A 14,930-nucleotide genomic window follows, 5' to 3' on the forward strand; every position below is an offset into this window, starting at 1 on the left:
TGGTCTCCCTGTCTGGTACTTCGTAGGTTTTGGCTGCGTTCGTGTGTCGGGTCTCAATAGCCGCCGGGCGGCAGGTAGGTGAGGGCGGCACGGATCTTCACGCTGCAGCCGGGAATTCCGAGCTGCGTCACAACTGCGGACATCGTGGCGACAAGCGACGTAGCTGCGACGGCGGAAACCGTGAAATTCGTGGTGACGGACGGTATGCTGATCGGCTTGGCCAAGATGTTTCCGGTGATGCTGACGCTACCGGCGCCGTTCAATTTTGGGGTCGAGTCCACATTCGTCAGAAGGAGCGACCCGTTCGCCCCGATGATGGAAATCCGCTCCGGCGTCGTTTCGGCGCCGATATTCGCCAGGTATTCGACGATGAAACTCTCGGAGATGTCATATTCGGCCGCGCAGGCGGCAGTGTTCGTGCGTTCGAGGACCACCGCGACGCCCTTGAACAGCCTTGCAGCGGAAGCTTCGCCCGTTGCGGCTATAGCGGTTGCCAAAACAACGCCAGCAAGAAGCGGCTTGCAGCCGATGGACATCTGATGGCCTCCCTGTCTTACACTGCCTGGGACTTCGGTGACGAAGGACATGTGCCCTTGCGTCAACAATTGCTTGGAAGCGGTGTCGTGTCGAGACTTTTCTTTCGTAACGGAAGCTTTTTTCATTTGAGATCGTAGTATTCCGTTGTCTTCGAAATCTTGCCGCGGCTGAGCCTCGCGAGACGAGGCGGCTCTGGTCGCGAGGACATTTCCGAACCGAACCAACTGCCGCACTTGCCCGGCTGGGCCAGGAATGGAGTATGCTGGGTCTTGGCATATGAGGAACGCATAATGGCTGACGGACATCACGAGGGCGCGCTCGGTCAGGTCTATGGCGCGAAGGCGCCGGAAGAGGTGGCGGCCCTCTACGACCGCTGGGCCGATACATATGACGCGGAGATGGCGGCGGCCGGTTATCGGCATCCCTCGATCGCGCTCGCGCTTCTCGCGCGCTACCTGCCGCGTGGGGCGACGCCGGTGCTCGATGCCGGCTGCGGCACCGGTCTGGTCGGCGAATGGCTGGGCATCGTCGGCTATCCGCAGGTCGAAGGCCTCGACCTCTCCACGGGCATGCTCGAACGGGCGAAGGCGAAGGGCGCCTATGCGCAGCTGCACAATCTGGCGCTCGGCGGCCCGCTGCCTTTCGCCGACGGCCACTTCGCCGGCATCGTCTCGGCGGGCGTCTTCACCACCGGCCATGTCGGCGCGGAGGGGCTGGACGAGCTGATTCGCATCTGCCGGCCGGGTGGAACGATCGTGCTGACGGTGAAGAACACGTTGTGGGAGGGCGGCTTTGCCGCCCGGATTGCCGAGCTCGAGCGACAGGGGCTTGTGAAGTGCATCGAGGAGACGGAGCCGTATGTCTCCATGCCCGGCGAGACGGGCACCGTGCCGAGCCGCGGGCTGGCACTGAAGCGATAGGCTATCCCGCGATGCGGGCCTCGAGCAGGTCGATCTCGCGCACCAGCTTGCGGGCGACGTCGTCTGGCACGTTGCGCGCCCGCGCGTTGCGATAGACTTCGTCGCGTTCGGCACGCAGGGCCGCCAGCCGGAGCTTGCGTTCGATCCCGTCAATCTTGCGCACGAGCGTGGCTTCCTCACCCGTCTTCAAGCCGGCATCGATGCGCTGGCGGTACAATTCCATCAGGCGCGTGCCGGTTTCGGCATAGATGTCCACGTCGTCGCGGCCCTGACTCAGTTCGTGCAGCTCCTGCTCGATCGCCTTGATCGCGGCTTCCGCCGAGGCGATCCGCGCCCGATCCTCCTCGACCTGATGCGAGGGTTCGGGCGGCAGTTCCAGCCCTTTCAGGAAATAGGGCAGGCCGATGCTCGCGGCGATGAGCGACATGATGATGACGCCGGCGGCGAGGAAGATCGCGAGATCTCGCGCGGGAAACGGCGTGCCGTCGTCGAGCATCAACGGCAGGGTAAGGATGCCCGCCAGCGTGATCGCGCCGCGCGCGCCGGCCACCGACATCGCGGCTATGAGCCTCCAGCTCGGCATGACCGCGACCTGCCCTTCCGGCGCCTTGCGGAAGGTCGTGTAGCGCAACGATCCCCATACCCAAAGGAAACGGAGAGCTGCGAGTGCAAGGTTGATCGCGACGACATAGACCGCCAGCCAGATCGGGTCGCGATGGCCGGTCTCCTGCACCACTTGTGCAGCACCTTCGACGATCTTCGGCAACTGCTCGCCGAGCAGCACGAAGATGATGCCGTTGAGCGTGAACTGCACCGTATCCCAGACCGCGCTGCGCCGCACGCGGGTGACCGCCAGCGCTTGGCCGGTCTGCTCGGCATAGCTCATGCTCATGCCCGCCGCGACGGCCGCCAGGATGCCGGAGCAGTGAAGATGCTCGGCCAGCAGATAGGCGGCGAAGGGGATGAGCAGACTGATCAGGATCTGGGAGCCTGTTTCCTCACCCAGCCGGCGCGAGATCCAGTTCTTGGCGGTGGTGATGCCAAAGGTCACGACGACGCCGATCGCGATGCCGCCGACGGCGACCCAGATGAAGGTGCCCACGGCGTCGAACAGCGAGAAGGCACCCGTCAGCGCCGCCGCCACGGCGAAACGCATGCAGACCAGGCCAGACGCGTCGTTGAGCAGCGACTCGCCCTCCAGGATGTGCATGATGCGCTTGGGGATCGGCACGCGCGCGGCAATCGCCGACACCGCGACAGGGTCGGTCGGCGAGACGATCGCGGCCAGCGCAAAGGCGACCGCCAGCGGCATGGACGGCACCAGCCAGTTGATGAGGAAGCCGACGCCGAGCACGGTCACCACCACAAGGCCGATCGCCAGCTCCAGGATCGTGCCCTTGTCGCGGAACAGACCTTCCTTCGGAATCCGCCAGCCGTCGAGAAAGAGAAGCGGCGGCAGGAAGAGCAGGAAGAAGATGTCCGGGCTGAGCTCGACCGGATCGCTCGTAACCGAGGCCACTGCCGCACCGAGCCCGATCTGGACCAGCGGCAAGGGCACCGCGATGGGCAAGGCACGCGCGATGAAGCCGCTGATGACGACGGCCAGTAAGAGAACGAGTACGAGGGATATCGTCTCCAAGAGCCATCTCCACGGGCAGGCAGTACAGTAGCGCGAAAGACGGACGCTAATTTCGGTTTCGGGTGATTTCTCGCATCAGTCAATCCCGCGAATGCGGTTGGCTGCCTTGCGTCCGGATCAAGTGGCCCCACGGACCGAGATCAGAACGAAGGGCTCCCGTCACCCCTTTACCCGCTCCGCGTTCGGATCGTAGAGCGCCTCGATGTGCAATTTTGCCGCCACCGTTTCCATCGCCACCACCAGTTCATATGTCCCCCCGGCGAGGAACTCGTCGCTCACGCCCTCCGCGTTGCGGACGTAGCCGTAGCCGATGTTTTTCTCCACCGTGTAGCCGTAGCCGCCGGAGGTGAGGTAGCCGACCGGCTGGCCGTCGCGCAGGATCGTTTCGCGACCGAGGAGGACGATTTTGGGGTCGTCGACCGTGAAGCAAGCGAGGCGTTTCTTCAGCGGCTGGCCGGCAACGGCCTCCAGCGCGCGGCGGCCGGAGAAGTCGGTGTTCTTGCGCAGCTTCACCGCCCAGCCGAGCCCGGCCTCGAACGGCGTGTCGTTCGGCGTGATGTCCGAGCCCCAGGCGCGGTAGCCCTTCTCCAGTCGCAGCGATTCCAGCGCGCGGTAGCCGACGGGGCGGATGCCGTGGCCCTCTCCCGCCTTCATGAGCGCGTCGAAGACCACCCCCGTCGCCTCGATCGGAACGTGCAGCTCCCAGCCCAGCTCGCCGACATAGGTGACGCGCAGCGCGCGCACGGTCGTGCCCGCGATGTCGATCTCGCGGACATGGCCGAAGGGAAAGGCCTCGCTGGAGACATCGGCGTCGGTGACGGCGGCCAGCACGTCGCGGGCGCGGGGGCCCATCAGGGAAAGCGTGCCGAACTGTTCGGTCACGTCGGTCAGCCGCGCGTCGAGGCCTGCGCCGATGTGGTCCTCGATCCAGGCGAGGTCGTGGGTGCGGAAGCCGGTGCCGGTGACGATGTAGAAGCGGTCCTCGCCGAGACGCGCCACCGTGAGGTCGGCTTCGATGCCGCCGCGTGAGTTGAGAAGCTGCGTGTAGGTCAGCCGGCCGACGGGTTTCGACACGTCGTTGGCGCAGATCCAGTCGAGCGCCTTCTGCGCGTCCGCTCCGGCAAGCTCGTATTTGGCGAAGGAGGACTGGTCGAAGATGCCGACCTTCTCGCGCACCAGCCGGTGTTCGTCGCCGACCGGGCCGAACCAGTTCTGCCGGCCCATCGAATATACATCCTCGGCCGCGACCACCGACGGAGCGAACCAGTTTGGCCGCTCCCAGCCGAGCTTGGAGCCGAAGACGGCGCGACAAGCCTTGAGGCGCTCGTAGAGCGGCGAGACGATGTAAGGCCGCCCGCTCTGGTATTCCTCGTGCGGATAAGCGATGGTGTAGTGCTTGCCGTAGGCTTCGAGCGTGCGGTCGCGCACCCAGTCGCGGTCGCGGTGAAGCTTCGAGAAGCGGCGGATGTCGACCACCCACAGGTCGAGCGGCGCCTCGCCGTCGACCGTCCATTGCGCCAGCACCCAGCCCGCGCCGCCGCCCGAGGCGATGCCGAAGGCATTGAAGCCGGCGCCGACGAACATGTTGGCGCATTCGGGCGCAGCACCGAGGATGAAGTTGCCGTCGGGCGTAAAGCTCTCCGGCCCGTTGATCATCTGCTTCACGCCGACCTCGGCCAGCGCCGGGATGCGCTCGATCGCCTGGGTCATGTGCTGCTCGAAATGGTCGTAGTCGTCGTCGAACAGGCGGAACTGCCAGTCGTTGGGCACGTCTCCGGTCGTCCACGGCTGCGGGTTCGGCTCATAGCCGCCGAAGACGAGCCCGCCGACCTCCTCCTTGAAATAGGTGCGCCGGTCGGGGTCGCGGATCGTCGGCGCGTCGGTCGAAAGGCCCGGTATCTTCTCGGTGATGACATACTGGTGCTTCACCGGCTGCAGCGGCACGTCGATGCCGGCAAACGCGCCGACCTGCCGTGCCCACTGGCCGGCGCAGTTGACGACCTTGTCGCAGGCGATATCGCCCTGGTCGGTCTTCACTGCGACGATCCGCCGGCCCTGCATCTCGAAGCCGGTGACGCGCACGTTCTCGAACAATTTCGCGCCGTGCATGCGTGCGCCCTTGGCGAGCGACTGCGTGATGTCCGACGGGCTCGCCTGCCCGTCGGTCGGCAGCCAGGACGCGCCGACGAGGTCGGAGACGTCCATGAGCGGGAACATCGCCCTGGTCTCTTCGGGCGAGAGCAGGTGCATGTCCATGCCGAAGCTCTTGGCAGTGGTGGCGGTGCGGCGGAACTCTGTCCAGCGGTCCTGGTTGGTGGCAAGGCGCAGGCAGCCGGTCATTTTCCAGCCGGTGGCGAGCCCGGTCTCGGCCTCCAGCCCCTTGTAGAGTTCGACCGAATATTTCAGTACCCGCGTGATCGAGGCCGACGAGCGCAGCTGGCCGACCAGGCCTGCCGCATGCCAGGTCGAGCCGGAGGTGATCTGCCCCATCTCCAAGAGCACCACGTCGGCCTTGTGGTCGCGGGCAAGGTGATAGGCGGTGGAACAGCCGATGATGCCGCCGCCGATGACGACGATCTGGGCGTGCGAAGGCAGCGTCATGGCTTGAGGGTTCCGAAACGGGACTGGTAACGGTCGAGCGCGGCGTCGAGCCGCTCGAGGTTTTCCGCGGTGTAGGCCTCATAGTCGACGCCCGGCGCGTCGAGATGCAGCTCCGACACCATCGACCACATGGATTCGCGCAGCAGAGAGGCGCACTGCATGGCGGCGTGCGCGCGCACGATCTCAGGCGAGGCTTTCTCGCCGAAATAGCGCGCCAGCAGTTCCTCTGACTGTTCCTCGTCGAAGCCGGCATTGGAGGCGAGGCCGGCGAGGTCGAACATGGCGGTGGTGAAGCCGGCATATTCGAAATCGATCAGCCACAGCCGCTCGCCATCGTCGAGAATGTTGGCGGGCAGGAAGTCGTTGTGGCCGAAGATGATCGGCAGCGGCGGCTGCGTCTTCTCCAGGTCGGCGGCGAGCTGGAGGAAGGCCGGCAGCCGGTCGCTCATCCGGCTCCCGCCCTCGCGCAGCGTCCGGGCGTAGTCTCGGATGACGTGGAAGACGAGGAAGGCGAAGCCGGCGCCGCTGATCTGGCGCGGCATCTCGATGTGGAAGCGCCGCACGATGTCCGCGACGCGGCCGATGTTCTCCGTCACGTCGACCGGCGTGTAGGTCTTGCCGTTGATGAAGCGCGAGACCATGACGCCGGGACCAGTATAGACCACTTCCGGCGCGAAACCGCTGGCATGCGCGGCGCGCGCGGTCATGATTTCGCGGGTGCGGTGGACGTGGTGGAACGGATAGTCCTGGCCGAAGCGCACGACATATTTGCGGCCCGCATCCTCGACAGTGTAGCTCTTGTTCGACAGCCCGCCCTTCAGCGGCTTCGGGTCGACGGGACCGGACCAGATCGGCAGCACCCAGATGCGGGCGTTCATTTCCATCAAGATGCACTTCCTCCCATGCCGGCGAGGCCGAGCCTCGCTCTTGTTCTGGCCGCGCCGGCCGAGATCAGCCGGTCGGCGATGATCGCGATCGCCGCGACCGCGAGGCCTGCGACGAGGCCGCGGCCGGTGTCCGCCTTGGTCAGCGCGATGTAGACCTCCTGGCCGAGATCGCGCGTGCCGACCAGCGCGGTGATGACCAGCATCGACAGCGCGAACATGATCGTCTGGTTGATGCCGAGCATGATCTCGGGCAGCGCCAGCTTCAGCCGGATCCGCGTCAGGATCTGGCCACGCGTCGCACCCATCGCGCGCCCCGCCTCGACCACGCGCGAATCGACCCGCCTCAGGCCGAGCACCGCGTAGCGGATCGCCGGCACGATCGCATAGGCGACGACGGCGAGCATGGCCGAAAAGTCGCCGACCCGAAACAGCATCACGACCGGCATCAGGTAGACGAAGGAGGGCAATGTCTGCAGCGTGTCGATGACCAGCGACACGACGCGCCACAGGCGCTCGTTCTCGGCGCATAAGATGCCGACCGGGATGCCGATGAGCGCGGCGAACAGCACCGAGACGCCGCAGAGATAGACGGTGATCGCGGCCTTCTCCCACTGCCCTGTCGCGGCGATCAGGAAGGCGAGGACCGCCACCGTCGCCATCAGGCGAACGCCGCCGAGCAGATAGCCGGCGACGGCGAGAAGCCCCGTCACGCCAAGCCAGGGCAGATCGGAGAGGAAGCGCTTGAAGGGGACGAGCACGTTGAGCAGCACCGCGTTCTTTACCGCCTCGAACGTGTCGAAGAAGTTGATGTTGATCCACTTCACGGCCTCGGAGAGGAGCGCGCCCGTGGAGATCTCCCAGGCCTCCGGCCATTGGCGGACGAAGGGCAGGACCATGCCGAGCGCATAGGTCGCGGCGACCAGCGCGAGCGCGGCGCTTACATGCGGATAGCGGGCGAGCAGCGAGGCATCCAGCCGCGGGGCGGCGAAGTCGCGTTGCGCGAAGGCCTGGCTCAGCCGGTCGAGCGCGACGGCGAGCGCCACGATGGCGAGGCCGGCGACGAGCCCCGCGCCGATGTCGAGGCGGCGGAGTGCGGCGAGCACGTCGAAGCCGAGGCCGCCGGCGCCGATCATCGAGGCAATGATGACCATGTTGAGCGACAGCATGATCACCTGGTTGACGCCGACCATCAGGCTGTCGCGCGCCGAGGGCACAAGCACGCGCCAGGTCATCTGGCGACGCGTCGCGCCAACCATGCGGCCAAGGTCGCGGACCTCGGGCGCGACCTGGCGCAGCGACAGCGCTGTGATGCGCGCCATCGGCGGCAGGGCGTAGATGACGGTCGCCACGATCGCGGCGGTGGGTCCGAACCCGAACAGGAACAGGATCGGCACCAGATAGGCGAAGGCGGGGATGGTCTGCATCATGTCGAGCACGGGGGTCAGCGCCCGCTCGAAGCGCGGATGGCGGTAGGCGGCGATGCCGAGTAGCAGCCCGCCGGCGACGCCGATCGGTACGGCGACCAGCACCGAGGCGAGCGTCGCCATGGCGCTCTGCCACTGGCCGAAGACAAGGATGAAGCTGAAGCAGGCGGCGACCAGCACGGCGAGCGGCCGCCCGCCGGCCGCGTGGCCCATCAATGCGACGATGCCGATCACAGCGATCCACGACAGCGGCGGCGCAACCTGCACCGCGCTCGACCCCTGGCCGGACAGGAAGCCGGTGGCAAGCAGGCTGAGTGCGAGCCGGTACGGCGCCTCGATCAGCGAGGCGAGGAAGCGGGTGAGGTCGGTGAAGGTGAACAGGCCGAAGCTGGCATCGTTGACCAGCCACTTCATCGCCGCCGAAATCCACCGCGCAGCCGGAATCTCCCAGGCCTTGGGATAGACGTCGATCCATGCCGGCACAGGCGCCAGCCAGAGGACGGCAAAGACCGCGAGCGCGGTGAGCCAGGGCAGGGAGATGCTGCCCGCGGCCATGCGGGGGGCGATAGGGCGCTGCGCCTCGATGACGGGGAGGCTCATGAGGGCCTCCATATGTCAGTTCTTTCGGCGTGAGGGGGCTGGTGCAAGCAAGGCACGTGCATCGCCTCATCCCCTCAGCATAAGGTCGGCGACGTCGCGCCGCTCGAGCCGGCCGAGGGGGGCGCCGGCGGCGTCGACCACTTCGAGCGTCTCGCCATCGGAGAACAGCCGCGCGGCTTCGGCGATGCGCGTGACGGCCGGGACGCGTGGGCGGCCTTCGGCGGTGCCTGGCTTCATCAGCGAGCCCACCGAGACGACCTTGGCTTTGGCCACGTCGCGGGTGAATTCGCGCACATAGTCCGTGGCGGGGTTGAGCACGATGTCCTCAGGCGTGCCGGTCTGGACGATCTCGCCGTCCTTCATGATGGCGATGCGGTCGGCGAGCCGGATCGCCTCGTCGAAATCGTGGGTGATGAAGACGATCGTCTTCTTGAGCTTCGATTGCAGCCGCAGAAACTCGTCCTGCATCTCGCGGCGGATCAACGGATCGAGCGCCGAGAAGGGCTCGTCGAGGAACCACAGCTCCGGCTCCACGGCGAGCGAACGCGCAATGCCGACGCGCTGCTGCTGGCCGCCCGAGAGCTGGCGCGGGAAGGAGGCCTCGCGGCCGGTGAGGCCGACGAGGTCGATCATCTCGCGGGCGCGGGCCTCGCGCCTGTCGCGCGCGATGCCCTGGATCGACAGCGGGAAGGCGACATTGTCCAGCACGCTCAGGTGCGGCAGCAGCGCGAAGTGCTGGAACACCATGCCCATCTGGTGGCGGCGGATCTCGATCATCCGCTTCTCGTCGGCGGCGAGCAGGTTCTCGCCGTTGAACAGGATCTCGCCCGCGCTCGGCTCGATCAGTCGCGAGAGGCAGCGCACCAGCGTCGACTTGCCCGAGCCGGACAGGCCCATGATGACGAAGATCTCGCCCTCCGCCACGTCGAGATTGACGTCGCGCACCGCGCCGACGAGATCGCTGGCGGCGAGCAGGTCGGCATCGGGCGAGGGATTGGCGGCGAGGAACGACCTCGCGCCCTCGCCGAACAGCTTCCAGACATGGCGGCAGGAGAGCTTGGCGGTCATGCGACGGAAGCTGCGGCCAAGGCCCAACGATCGCGTTCTGTCACGCCCCCCTCTGTCCTGCCGGACATCTCCCCCGCGAGGGGGGAGATTGGCAGCTCCGCTGCAGGCGTTCGGCTTTCAACGGCGGAGGTTGGCGAAATCGCATGTGACAGCCAATCTCCCCCCGTGTGGGGAAGATGTCCGGCAGGACAGAGGGGGGCGCGAAGTATCACGGCTTATCCAGGACTAAGCAGGCTGCTACTTCTTGATCCACTCCGACCAGCGCGCCTCGTTGGCGGCGATCCATTCGGCGGCGACGTCGGCGACCTTCTTGCCGTCGAGATCGACGGCGGTGATCATCTTGCCCATCTCGTCATTGTCGATGGTGAAGGCCTTGATCGCCTTGTAGGCGCCCGGCCACTTGTCCTTCACGCCGGCCCAGCCGACCTTCCAGATCTCGCCGAAGGGCTTGCCGCAATCGTAGAGCGCGTCGGGGTTCGAGCCCCATTTCGGGTCGGTGTAGCATTCCTTGGTGTATTCGGGGAATTCGATCCACTCGCCCTTGTATTTGGCCGGCGCCCAGTGCGGCGCGTAGATCCAGAGCAGGATCGGCGCCTGCCGCTGGTAGGCGCTTTCCAGCTCGGCGAAGAGGGCTGCGTCGGTGCCGGCATGGATCACCTCGAAGGGCAGGCCGAGAGCCGCGACGCGTTCGTCGTCGAAGCCGCCCCAGGTGACGGGCCCGCCTAGATAGCGGCCCTTCGGCGCGGTTTCCGCGGTCGAGAATGCCTCGGCGCATTTCTCGTCCTTCAGCGCTTCCCAGTTGGGCAGGCCGGGGCACTTCTCCTTCATATATTCGGGGAACCACCACTCCTCCTTGGCCTTCATGCCGGTGGCGCCGAAGTTCTCGACTTTGCCGGTGGCGGTCGCGGCGTCCATCGCGTCGCGGCCGGTGGTCTCCCACATCTCCATCGCCACGTGCAGGTCGCCCGCCTCCAGCCCCGCGAATTGCGCGAGATAGTCGGCCTGGACGTATTCGACGCTGTAGCCGGCCTTCTTCAGCACCTCGCCCATCAGCTCGGTGGTGATGAGCTGGCCGGTCCAGTCGTGCAGCGTGAGCTTGATCGGATCGGTCGATTCCTGCGCGGCGGCAGGGCCGGCAATGGTGAGCGCGGCGGCGAGCGCCAATCCCGCGCAGGCCGATTTAAGTCCGTGACCTGTGGCAATCATGTCCGAAACTCCTGTCCAAGTGTTCGCCCCGCCTCCGGTCGGGACAACCCCGCAGGAGGTCTTTGTATCGGTCTGGCAATCTCACGCAGCGGCAGCCGGCTTGTCAACGATGCGTGTGGTGTTTTATGGCTTCGTGACCGCAATTTGTTATAAAGCGGGCAAGAGCGGTCAGAAATGCCGCCAAAACGGGCAGATGGGTCTGTCATGTCCACAATGGTCCTGTCGAAACGCCACGCCGAGATCCTGCGCATGCTGCGCGAGGAGGGCACGGTCTCGATCTCCGACCTCGCCACGCGGCTCGGGGTCTCGCTGGAGACGGTGCGGCGGGACGTGAAGCCTCTCAGCGACGACGGGTCGGTGGTGCGCATGCACGGCGCGGTCGGGCTCGCGGGGCTGGGCGGCGAGGCGCCGTTCGAACGGCGCATGCGGGAGAACGCCGCCGCCAAACGCGCGATCGCGCGCCACGTCGCGGCCACCATCGCCGACGGCGAGTCGATCATGCTCGACACCGGCACCACGACCAGTTTCCTCGCCCGCGAACTGCTCGGTCACCGGCGTCTCACCGTCGTCACCAACTCCTCCGACATCGCCCGTACGCTCGCGACCGTGAACGGCAACAAGGTCTACATGGCCGGCGGCGAGCTGAGGAGCGATTCCGGCGCGGCGTTCGGGGTCTCGGCGATCGAGTTCATCAGCCGCTTCTCAGTCGACCACGCGGTGATCTCGGTCGGCGCCGTCGATGCCGAGGGGCTGATGGACTACGATCTCGAGGAATCCGAATTCGCCCGCACGGTTCTCGCTCGAGGCAGCCGCAGGCTCGCTGTCACGGATCATTCCAAGTTCGGCCGGCGCGGCCTGGTGCGCATCTGCACCTTCGACGCCGTGTCCGCACTGGTCACCGATCTGCTTCCTCCGGCGGACATCGCCGATGCGCTGGCGGCGAGCGGGGCGCTGCTCGACGTGGCGCGAGCCGATGTCGCAGACGCGGTCGAACGCTCCTAGGCTGCGGACTGTCGATACTGGACTCTCAGAACGGCACCCGAGGGCGGATACGCTGACCGTGAAAGTGATATCTGAATCCGGATTTCGCAAAAGATTCAAAAAACCATTCTATATAATGCCTAACTTTTAGGACCAGTTCCTATTTTTAATTTCTACTAATTCGATAGGGTATACCACGTCACTTTGATGGAGGTCGACATGCTGTTTACCCGAAGGTCAGTGCTTCTCTCGGCCCTTCTCGCAGGCTCGGTCCAGTTCGGGGGGATGGGTTTCGCCTTCGCCCAGGACACGCTGAACAACGTTTCCTACGATCCGACCCGCGAGCTCTACCGGGAATATTCAGAGCATTTCGCCAAGGTCTGGAAGGAGAAGACCGGCCGGACGGTCGAGGTCTCCAACAGCCATGGCGGCTCCGGCGCGCAGGTGCGGGCCGTGGTCGAAGGCCTGCCGGCCGATGTCGTGACCTTCCCGCTCGAAGGCGACATCCTTGGCATCGAGAAGGCCGGCCTCATCGAGCCGGGCTGGCAGAGCGAATTCCCCGCCGAGTCGTCGCCCTACACCTCGACGATCGTCTTCCTGGTTCGCGCGGGTAACCCGAAGGGCATCAAGGACTGGGACGACCTGGTCAAGCCGGGGGTCAAGGTCATCACGCCGAACCCGAAGACCTCCGGCGGCGCCCGCTGGAACTATCTCGCGGCCTGGGCCTACGAATTGGAGCGCTCGGGCGGCGATCAGCAGAAGGCGCAGGACTTCGTCGCGGGAATCTACAAGAACGTGCCCGTGCTCGACACCGGCGCCCGCGGCTCGACCAACACCTTCGTCCAGAACAAGGTCGGCGACGTGCTGATCGCCTGGGAGAACGAGGCGCTGCTGTCGCTCAAGGAGTTCGGCGCGGGAGAATACGAGATCGTGGTGCCGTCGGTCTCGATCCTCGCCGAGGTGAAGGTGGCGATCGTCGACAAGAATGTCGACGCCAAGGGTACCCGCGAGATCGCCAAGGCCTTCCTGGACGAACTCTACAGCCCCGAGTCGCAGAAGATCTTCGCCAGGAATTTCTATCGTCCGCTCCATCCGGAAAATGTCGACCCTGCCGACCTGAAGGCCTTTCCTGAAGTGAAGCTGGTGAAGATCGGCGATGTATTCGGGGGGTGGGCCAAGGCCCAGCCGGAGCACTTCGGCGACGGCGGAATTTTCGACAAGATCTATTCCAAGGACTGATCTTCAGTCATCGCATCACTATCGCAGGGTGTGAGGGATCGTCCCTCACACCCTTGAAGCTTGTAACGGATCAAGGCGGGCCAATGGCGCAGCTACGTTTTCGGGAGCCGAGCATCATACCAGGCTTTCGCCTGACTTTTTCGTTCACCATTCTCTACCTGCTGCTGATCGTTCTCATTCCGATCGTCGGACTCTACGTCAAGGCATTCGAGCTCGACTGGCCCGCCTTCCAGCGCATCGTCACCGGCCCGCGCTTCCTGGCGGCCATGAAGCTGAGCTTCGGCGCCTCGCTGCTTGCGGCCCTGTTCAACGTCGTCATCGGCGTGATGGTCGCCTGGGTGCTGGTGCGTTACCGGTTCTTCGGCCGTCGCATCCTCGACGCCGTCATCGATCTTCCCTTTGCGCTCCCGACCGCGGTGGCCGGCATCGCACTCACCGCGCTCTACGTGCCGCAGGGCTGGGTCGGCCGCCTGTTCGCCCCTTACGACATCTCGATCGCCTACACGCCGGTGGGCATCTGGATCGCGCTGGTCTTCATCGGCCTGCCTTTCGTCGTGCGCACGGTGCAGCCGGTGCTGGAGGATCTGAGCCGCGAAGTCGAGGAGGCCGCCGCGACGCTGGGGGCGCCGAGGCGCACCACCATCCTGCGCGTCGTGCTGCCGCCGCTCATCCCGGCGATCCTGACCGGCTTCGCGCTAGCGTTCGCGCGTGCCGTCGGCGAATACGGCTCGGTGATCTTCATCGCGGGCAACATTCCGCGGCAGACCGAGATCCTGCCGCTGCTCATCGTCTTCCGGCTGGAGGAGCGCGAATACTCGGCCGCCGCCGCCATCGCAGCCGTCATGCTAAGCGTCTCGTTCGTGATCCTCCTGCTGATCAACTTCCTTCAGGCCTGGAGCTACCGGAGGTTCGGCAATGGCTGATTTGACAGTCGCGACGTCGCGCGCCCCAATGCCGGCCGGCCGGCACGGGCACTCGCCCGTGACCGAGGCGCCGTGGGTCAGGCTCCTGCTGATCGCCACGGTGATCGTGGTGCTCGGCTTCTTCCTCGTCCTGCCTCTCGTCACCGTCTTCATCCAGGCGCTGAGCCTCGGCCTCGGCACGGCGCTCGCGACCTTCGGCGACCAGGATGCGATCGATGCGATCCTGTTAACCCTGCTGGTGGCCGCTGTCGCGGTGCCGATGAACGTCGTGTTCGGTATCGCGGCCGCCTGGGCGATCGCGAAATACCGCTTTCGCGGCCGGGCGCTGCTCATCTCGCTGATCGACCTGCCGTTTTCGGTCTCGCCGGTCGTCGCGGGTCTGCTGTACATCCTGCTGCTGGGACCGTTCACGCCCATCGGCGCGTGGTTCCTGCAGAATTACGACCTGCGCATCATCTTCGCCGTGCCCGGCGTGGTGCTTGCCACCATCTTCGTCACCTTTCCATTCGTCGCGCGCGAGCTGATCCCGCTGATGCAGGACCAGGGGACGGGCGACGAGGAGGCGGCGCTGTCTCTGGGCGCCTCCGGCTGGCAGACCTTCTGGCGCGTTACACTGCCCAATGTGAAATGGGCGCTGCTCTATGGCGTGCTGCTGTGCAATGCGCGCGCCATGGGCGAGTTCGGCGCCGTCGCGGTCATCTCCGGCAAGCTCAGGGGCGAGACCGTGACCATGCCGCTGCAGATCGAACTCTACTATCAGGAATTCAGGTCTCTGGCGCAGGTGTCAGCCTTCAGCCTGGCCGCCGTTCTGGCGAGCCTCGCGCTGGTGACGCTGGTCGTCAAATCGTGGCTCGAATGGCGCTATGGCGACCAGCTCGCGGCAACCGGAAGGGGGCATTGAGGCA

Annotated in this window: 12 protein-coding genes; 5 read left to right on the plus strand and 7 right to left on the minus strand. The window is 65.7% G+C overall.

Going from position 1 to position 14,930, the window contains the following annotated elements; translation table 11 throughout:
• Nucleotides 1-53: 53 nt before the first annotated feature.
• Nucleotides 54-536 (minus strand): hypothetical protein, encoded by a 483-nt coding sequence (locus B9Z03_RS09445; protein WP_085463979.1) that lies wholly within the window; start codon nucleotides 534-536, stop codon nucleotides 54-56.
• A gap of 291 nt (nucleotides 537-827) precedes the next feature.
• On the opposite strand from B9Z03_RS09445, the gene B9Z03_RS09450 reads away from it, so the two are divergent.
• On the plus strand, nucleotides 828-1,457 hold the full coding sequence (locus B9Z03_RS09450) for a class I SAM-dependent DNA methyltransferase (RefSeq protein WP_085463980.1): 630 nt from the start codon (nucleotides 828-830) through the stop codon (nucleotides 1,455-1,457).
• Between the two features lies 1 nt (nucleotide 1,458).
• Here B9Z03_RS09450 and B9Z03_RS09455 read toward each other — a convergent pair whose 3' ends face one another.
• From B9Z03_RS09455 to B9Z03_RS09485, 6 genes are all read right to left on the minus strand, one after another.
• Nucleotides 1,459-3,096 (minus strand): Na+/H+ antiporter, encoded by a 1,638-nt coding sequence (locus B9Z03_RS09455; RefSeq protein WP_085463981.1) that lies wholly within the window; start codon nucleotides 3,094-3,096, stop codon nucleotides 1,459-1,461.
• 159 nt (nucleotides 3,097-3,255) lie between these two features.
• Nucleotides 3,256-5,697, minus strand: a complete 2,442-nt coding sequence (locus B9Z03_RS09460; RefSeq protein WP_085463982.1) for a GcvT family protein — start codon at nucleotides 5,695-5,697, stop codon at nucleotides 3,256-3,258.
• On the minus strand, nucleotides 5,694-6,581 hold the full coding sequence (locus B9Z03_RS09465; protein ID WP_085463983.1) for a phosphotransferase: 888 nt from the start codon (nucleotides 6,579-6,581) through the stop codon (nucleotides 5,694-5,696). Before B9Z03_RS09465 ends, B9Z03_RS09460 begins: the two co-directional genes overlap by 4 nt.
• The gene (locus tag B9Z03_RS09470) at nucleotides 6,581-8,608 is read right to left on the minus strand and encodes an ABC transporter permease (RefSeq protein ID WP_210191359.1); all 2,028 of its coding nucleotides are present in this window, start codon (nucleotides 8,606-8,608) and stop codon (nucleotides 6,581-6,583) included. Before B9Z03_RS09470 ends, B9Z03_RS09465 begins: the two co-directional genes overlap by 1 nt.
• A gap of 66 nt (nucleotides 8,609-8,674) precedes the next feature.
• The gene (locus B9Z03_RS09475; RefSeq protein ID WP_085463985.1) at nucleotides 8,675-9,676 is read right to left on the minus strand and encodes a quaternary amine ABC transporter ATP-binding protein; all 1,002 of its coding nucleotides are present in this window, start codon (nucleotides 9,674-9,676) and stop codon (nucleotides 8,675-8,677) included.
• A gap of 237 nt (nucleotides 9,677-9,913) precedes the next feature.
• Complete coding sequence (locus B9Z03_RS09485) at nucleotides 9,914-10,882, minus strand: ABC transporter substrate-binding protein (RefSeq protein ID WP_085463986.1); 969 nt, start codon at nucleotides 10,880-10,882, stop codon at nucleotides 9,914-9,916.
• A 213-nt stretch (nucleotides 10,883-11,095) separates the two neighbouring features.
• Here B9Z03_RS09485 and B9Z03_RS09490 point away from each other — a divergent pair, with 213 nt between their 5' ends.
• The 4 genes from B9Z03_RS09490 to cysW all read left to right on the plus strand — a co-directional run bounded on the left by B9Z03_RS09490 (nucleotide 11,096) and on the right by cysW (nucleotide 14,926).
• A complete protein-coding gene (locus B9Z03_RS09490; RefSeq protein WP_085463987.1) occupies nucleotides 11,096-11,884 on the plus strand; it encodes a DeoR/GlpR family DNA-binding transcription regulator in 789 nt (262 codons plus the stop codon).
• Between the two features lie 198 nt (nucleotides 11,885-12,082).
• The gene (locus tag B9Z03_RS09495; protein WP_085467574.1) at nucleotides 12,083-13,102 is read left to right on the plus strand and encodes a sulfate ABC transporter substrate-binding protein; all 1,020 of its coding nucleotides are present in this window, start codon (nucleotides 12,083-12,085) and stop codon (nucleotides 13,100-13,102) included.
• An 83-nt stretch (nucleotides 13,103-13,185) separates the two neighbouring features.
• A complete protein-coding gene (gene cysT, locus B9Z03_RS09500; RefSeq protein WP_085463988.1) occupies nucleotides 13,186-14,025 on the plus strand; it encodes a sulfate ABC transporter permease subunit CysT in 840 nt (279 codons plus the stop codon).
• Complete coding sequence (gene cysW, locus B9Z03_RS09505; RefSeq protein ID WP_085463989.1) at nucleotides 14,018-14,926, plus strand: sulfate ABC transporter permease subunit CysW; 909 nt, start codon at nucleotides 14,018-14,020, stop codon at nucleotides 14,924-14,926. The genes cysT and cysW overlap by 8 nt, the downstream gene beginning before the upstream one ends.
• Nucleotides 14,927-14,930 lie beyond the last annotated feature (4 nt).

The sequence above is a fragment of the Mesorhizobium australicum genome, from assembly GCF_900177325.1.
Lineage (GTDB): Bacteria > Pseudomonadota > Alphaproteobacteria > Rhizobiales > Rhizobiaceae > Mesorhizobium_A > Mesorhizobium_A australicum_A.

Bases quoted from the DNA above. Each gene is read 5' to 3' on its own strand.
- B9Z03_RS09445 (WP_085463979.1), bottom strand. From the start codon at position 536: ATGTCCATCGGCTGCAAGCCGCTTCTTGCTGGCGTTGTTTTGGCAACC.
- B9Z03_RS09450 (WP_085463980.1), top strand. From the start codon at position 828: ATGGCTGACGGACATCACGAGGGCGCGCTCGGTCAGGTCTATGGCGCG.
- B9Z03_RS09465 (WP_085463983.1), bottom strand. From the start codon at position 6,581: ATGGAAATGAACGCCCGCATCTGGGTGCTGCCGATCTGGTCCGGTCCC.
- B9Z03_RS09460 (WP_085463982.1), bottom strand. From the start codon at position 5,697: ATGACGCTGCCTTCGCACGCCCAGATCGTCGTCATCGGCGGCGGCATC.
- B9Z03_RS09495 (WP_085467574.1), top strand. From the start codon at position 12,083: ATGCTGTTTACCCGAAGGTCAGTGCTTCTCTCGGCCCTTCTCGCAGGC.
- B9Z03_RS09475 (WP_085463985.1), bottom strand. From the start codon at position 9,676: ATGACCGCCAAGCTCTCCTGCCGCCATGTCTGGAAGCTGTTCGGCGAG.
- cysW (WP_085463989.1), top strand. From the start codon at position 14,018: ATGGCTGATTTGACAGTCGCGACGTCGCGCGCCCCAATGCCGGCCGGC.
- B9Z03_RS09490 (WP_085463987.1), top strand. From the start codon at position 11,096: ATGGTCCTGTCGAAACGCCACGCCGAGATCCTGCGCATGCTGCGCGAG.
- cysT (WP_085463988.1), top strand. From the start codon at position 13,186: ATGGCGCAGCTACGTTTTCGGGAGCCGAGCATCATACCAGGCTTTCGC.
- B9Z03_RS09485 (WP_085463986.1), bottom strand. From the start codon at position 10,882: ATGATTGCCACAGGTCACGGACTTAAATCGGCCTGCGCGGGATTGGCG.
- B9Z03_RS09470 (WP_210191359.1), bottom strand. From the start codon at position 8,608: ATGAGCCTCCCCGTCATCGAGGCGCAGCGCCCTATCGCCCCCCGCATG.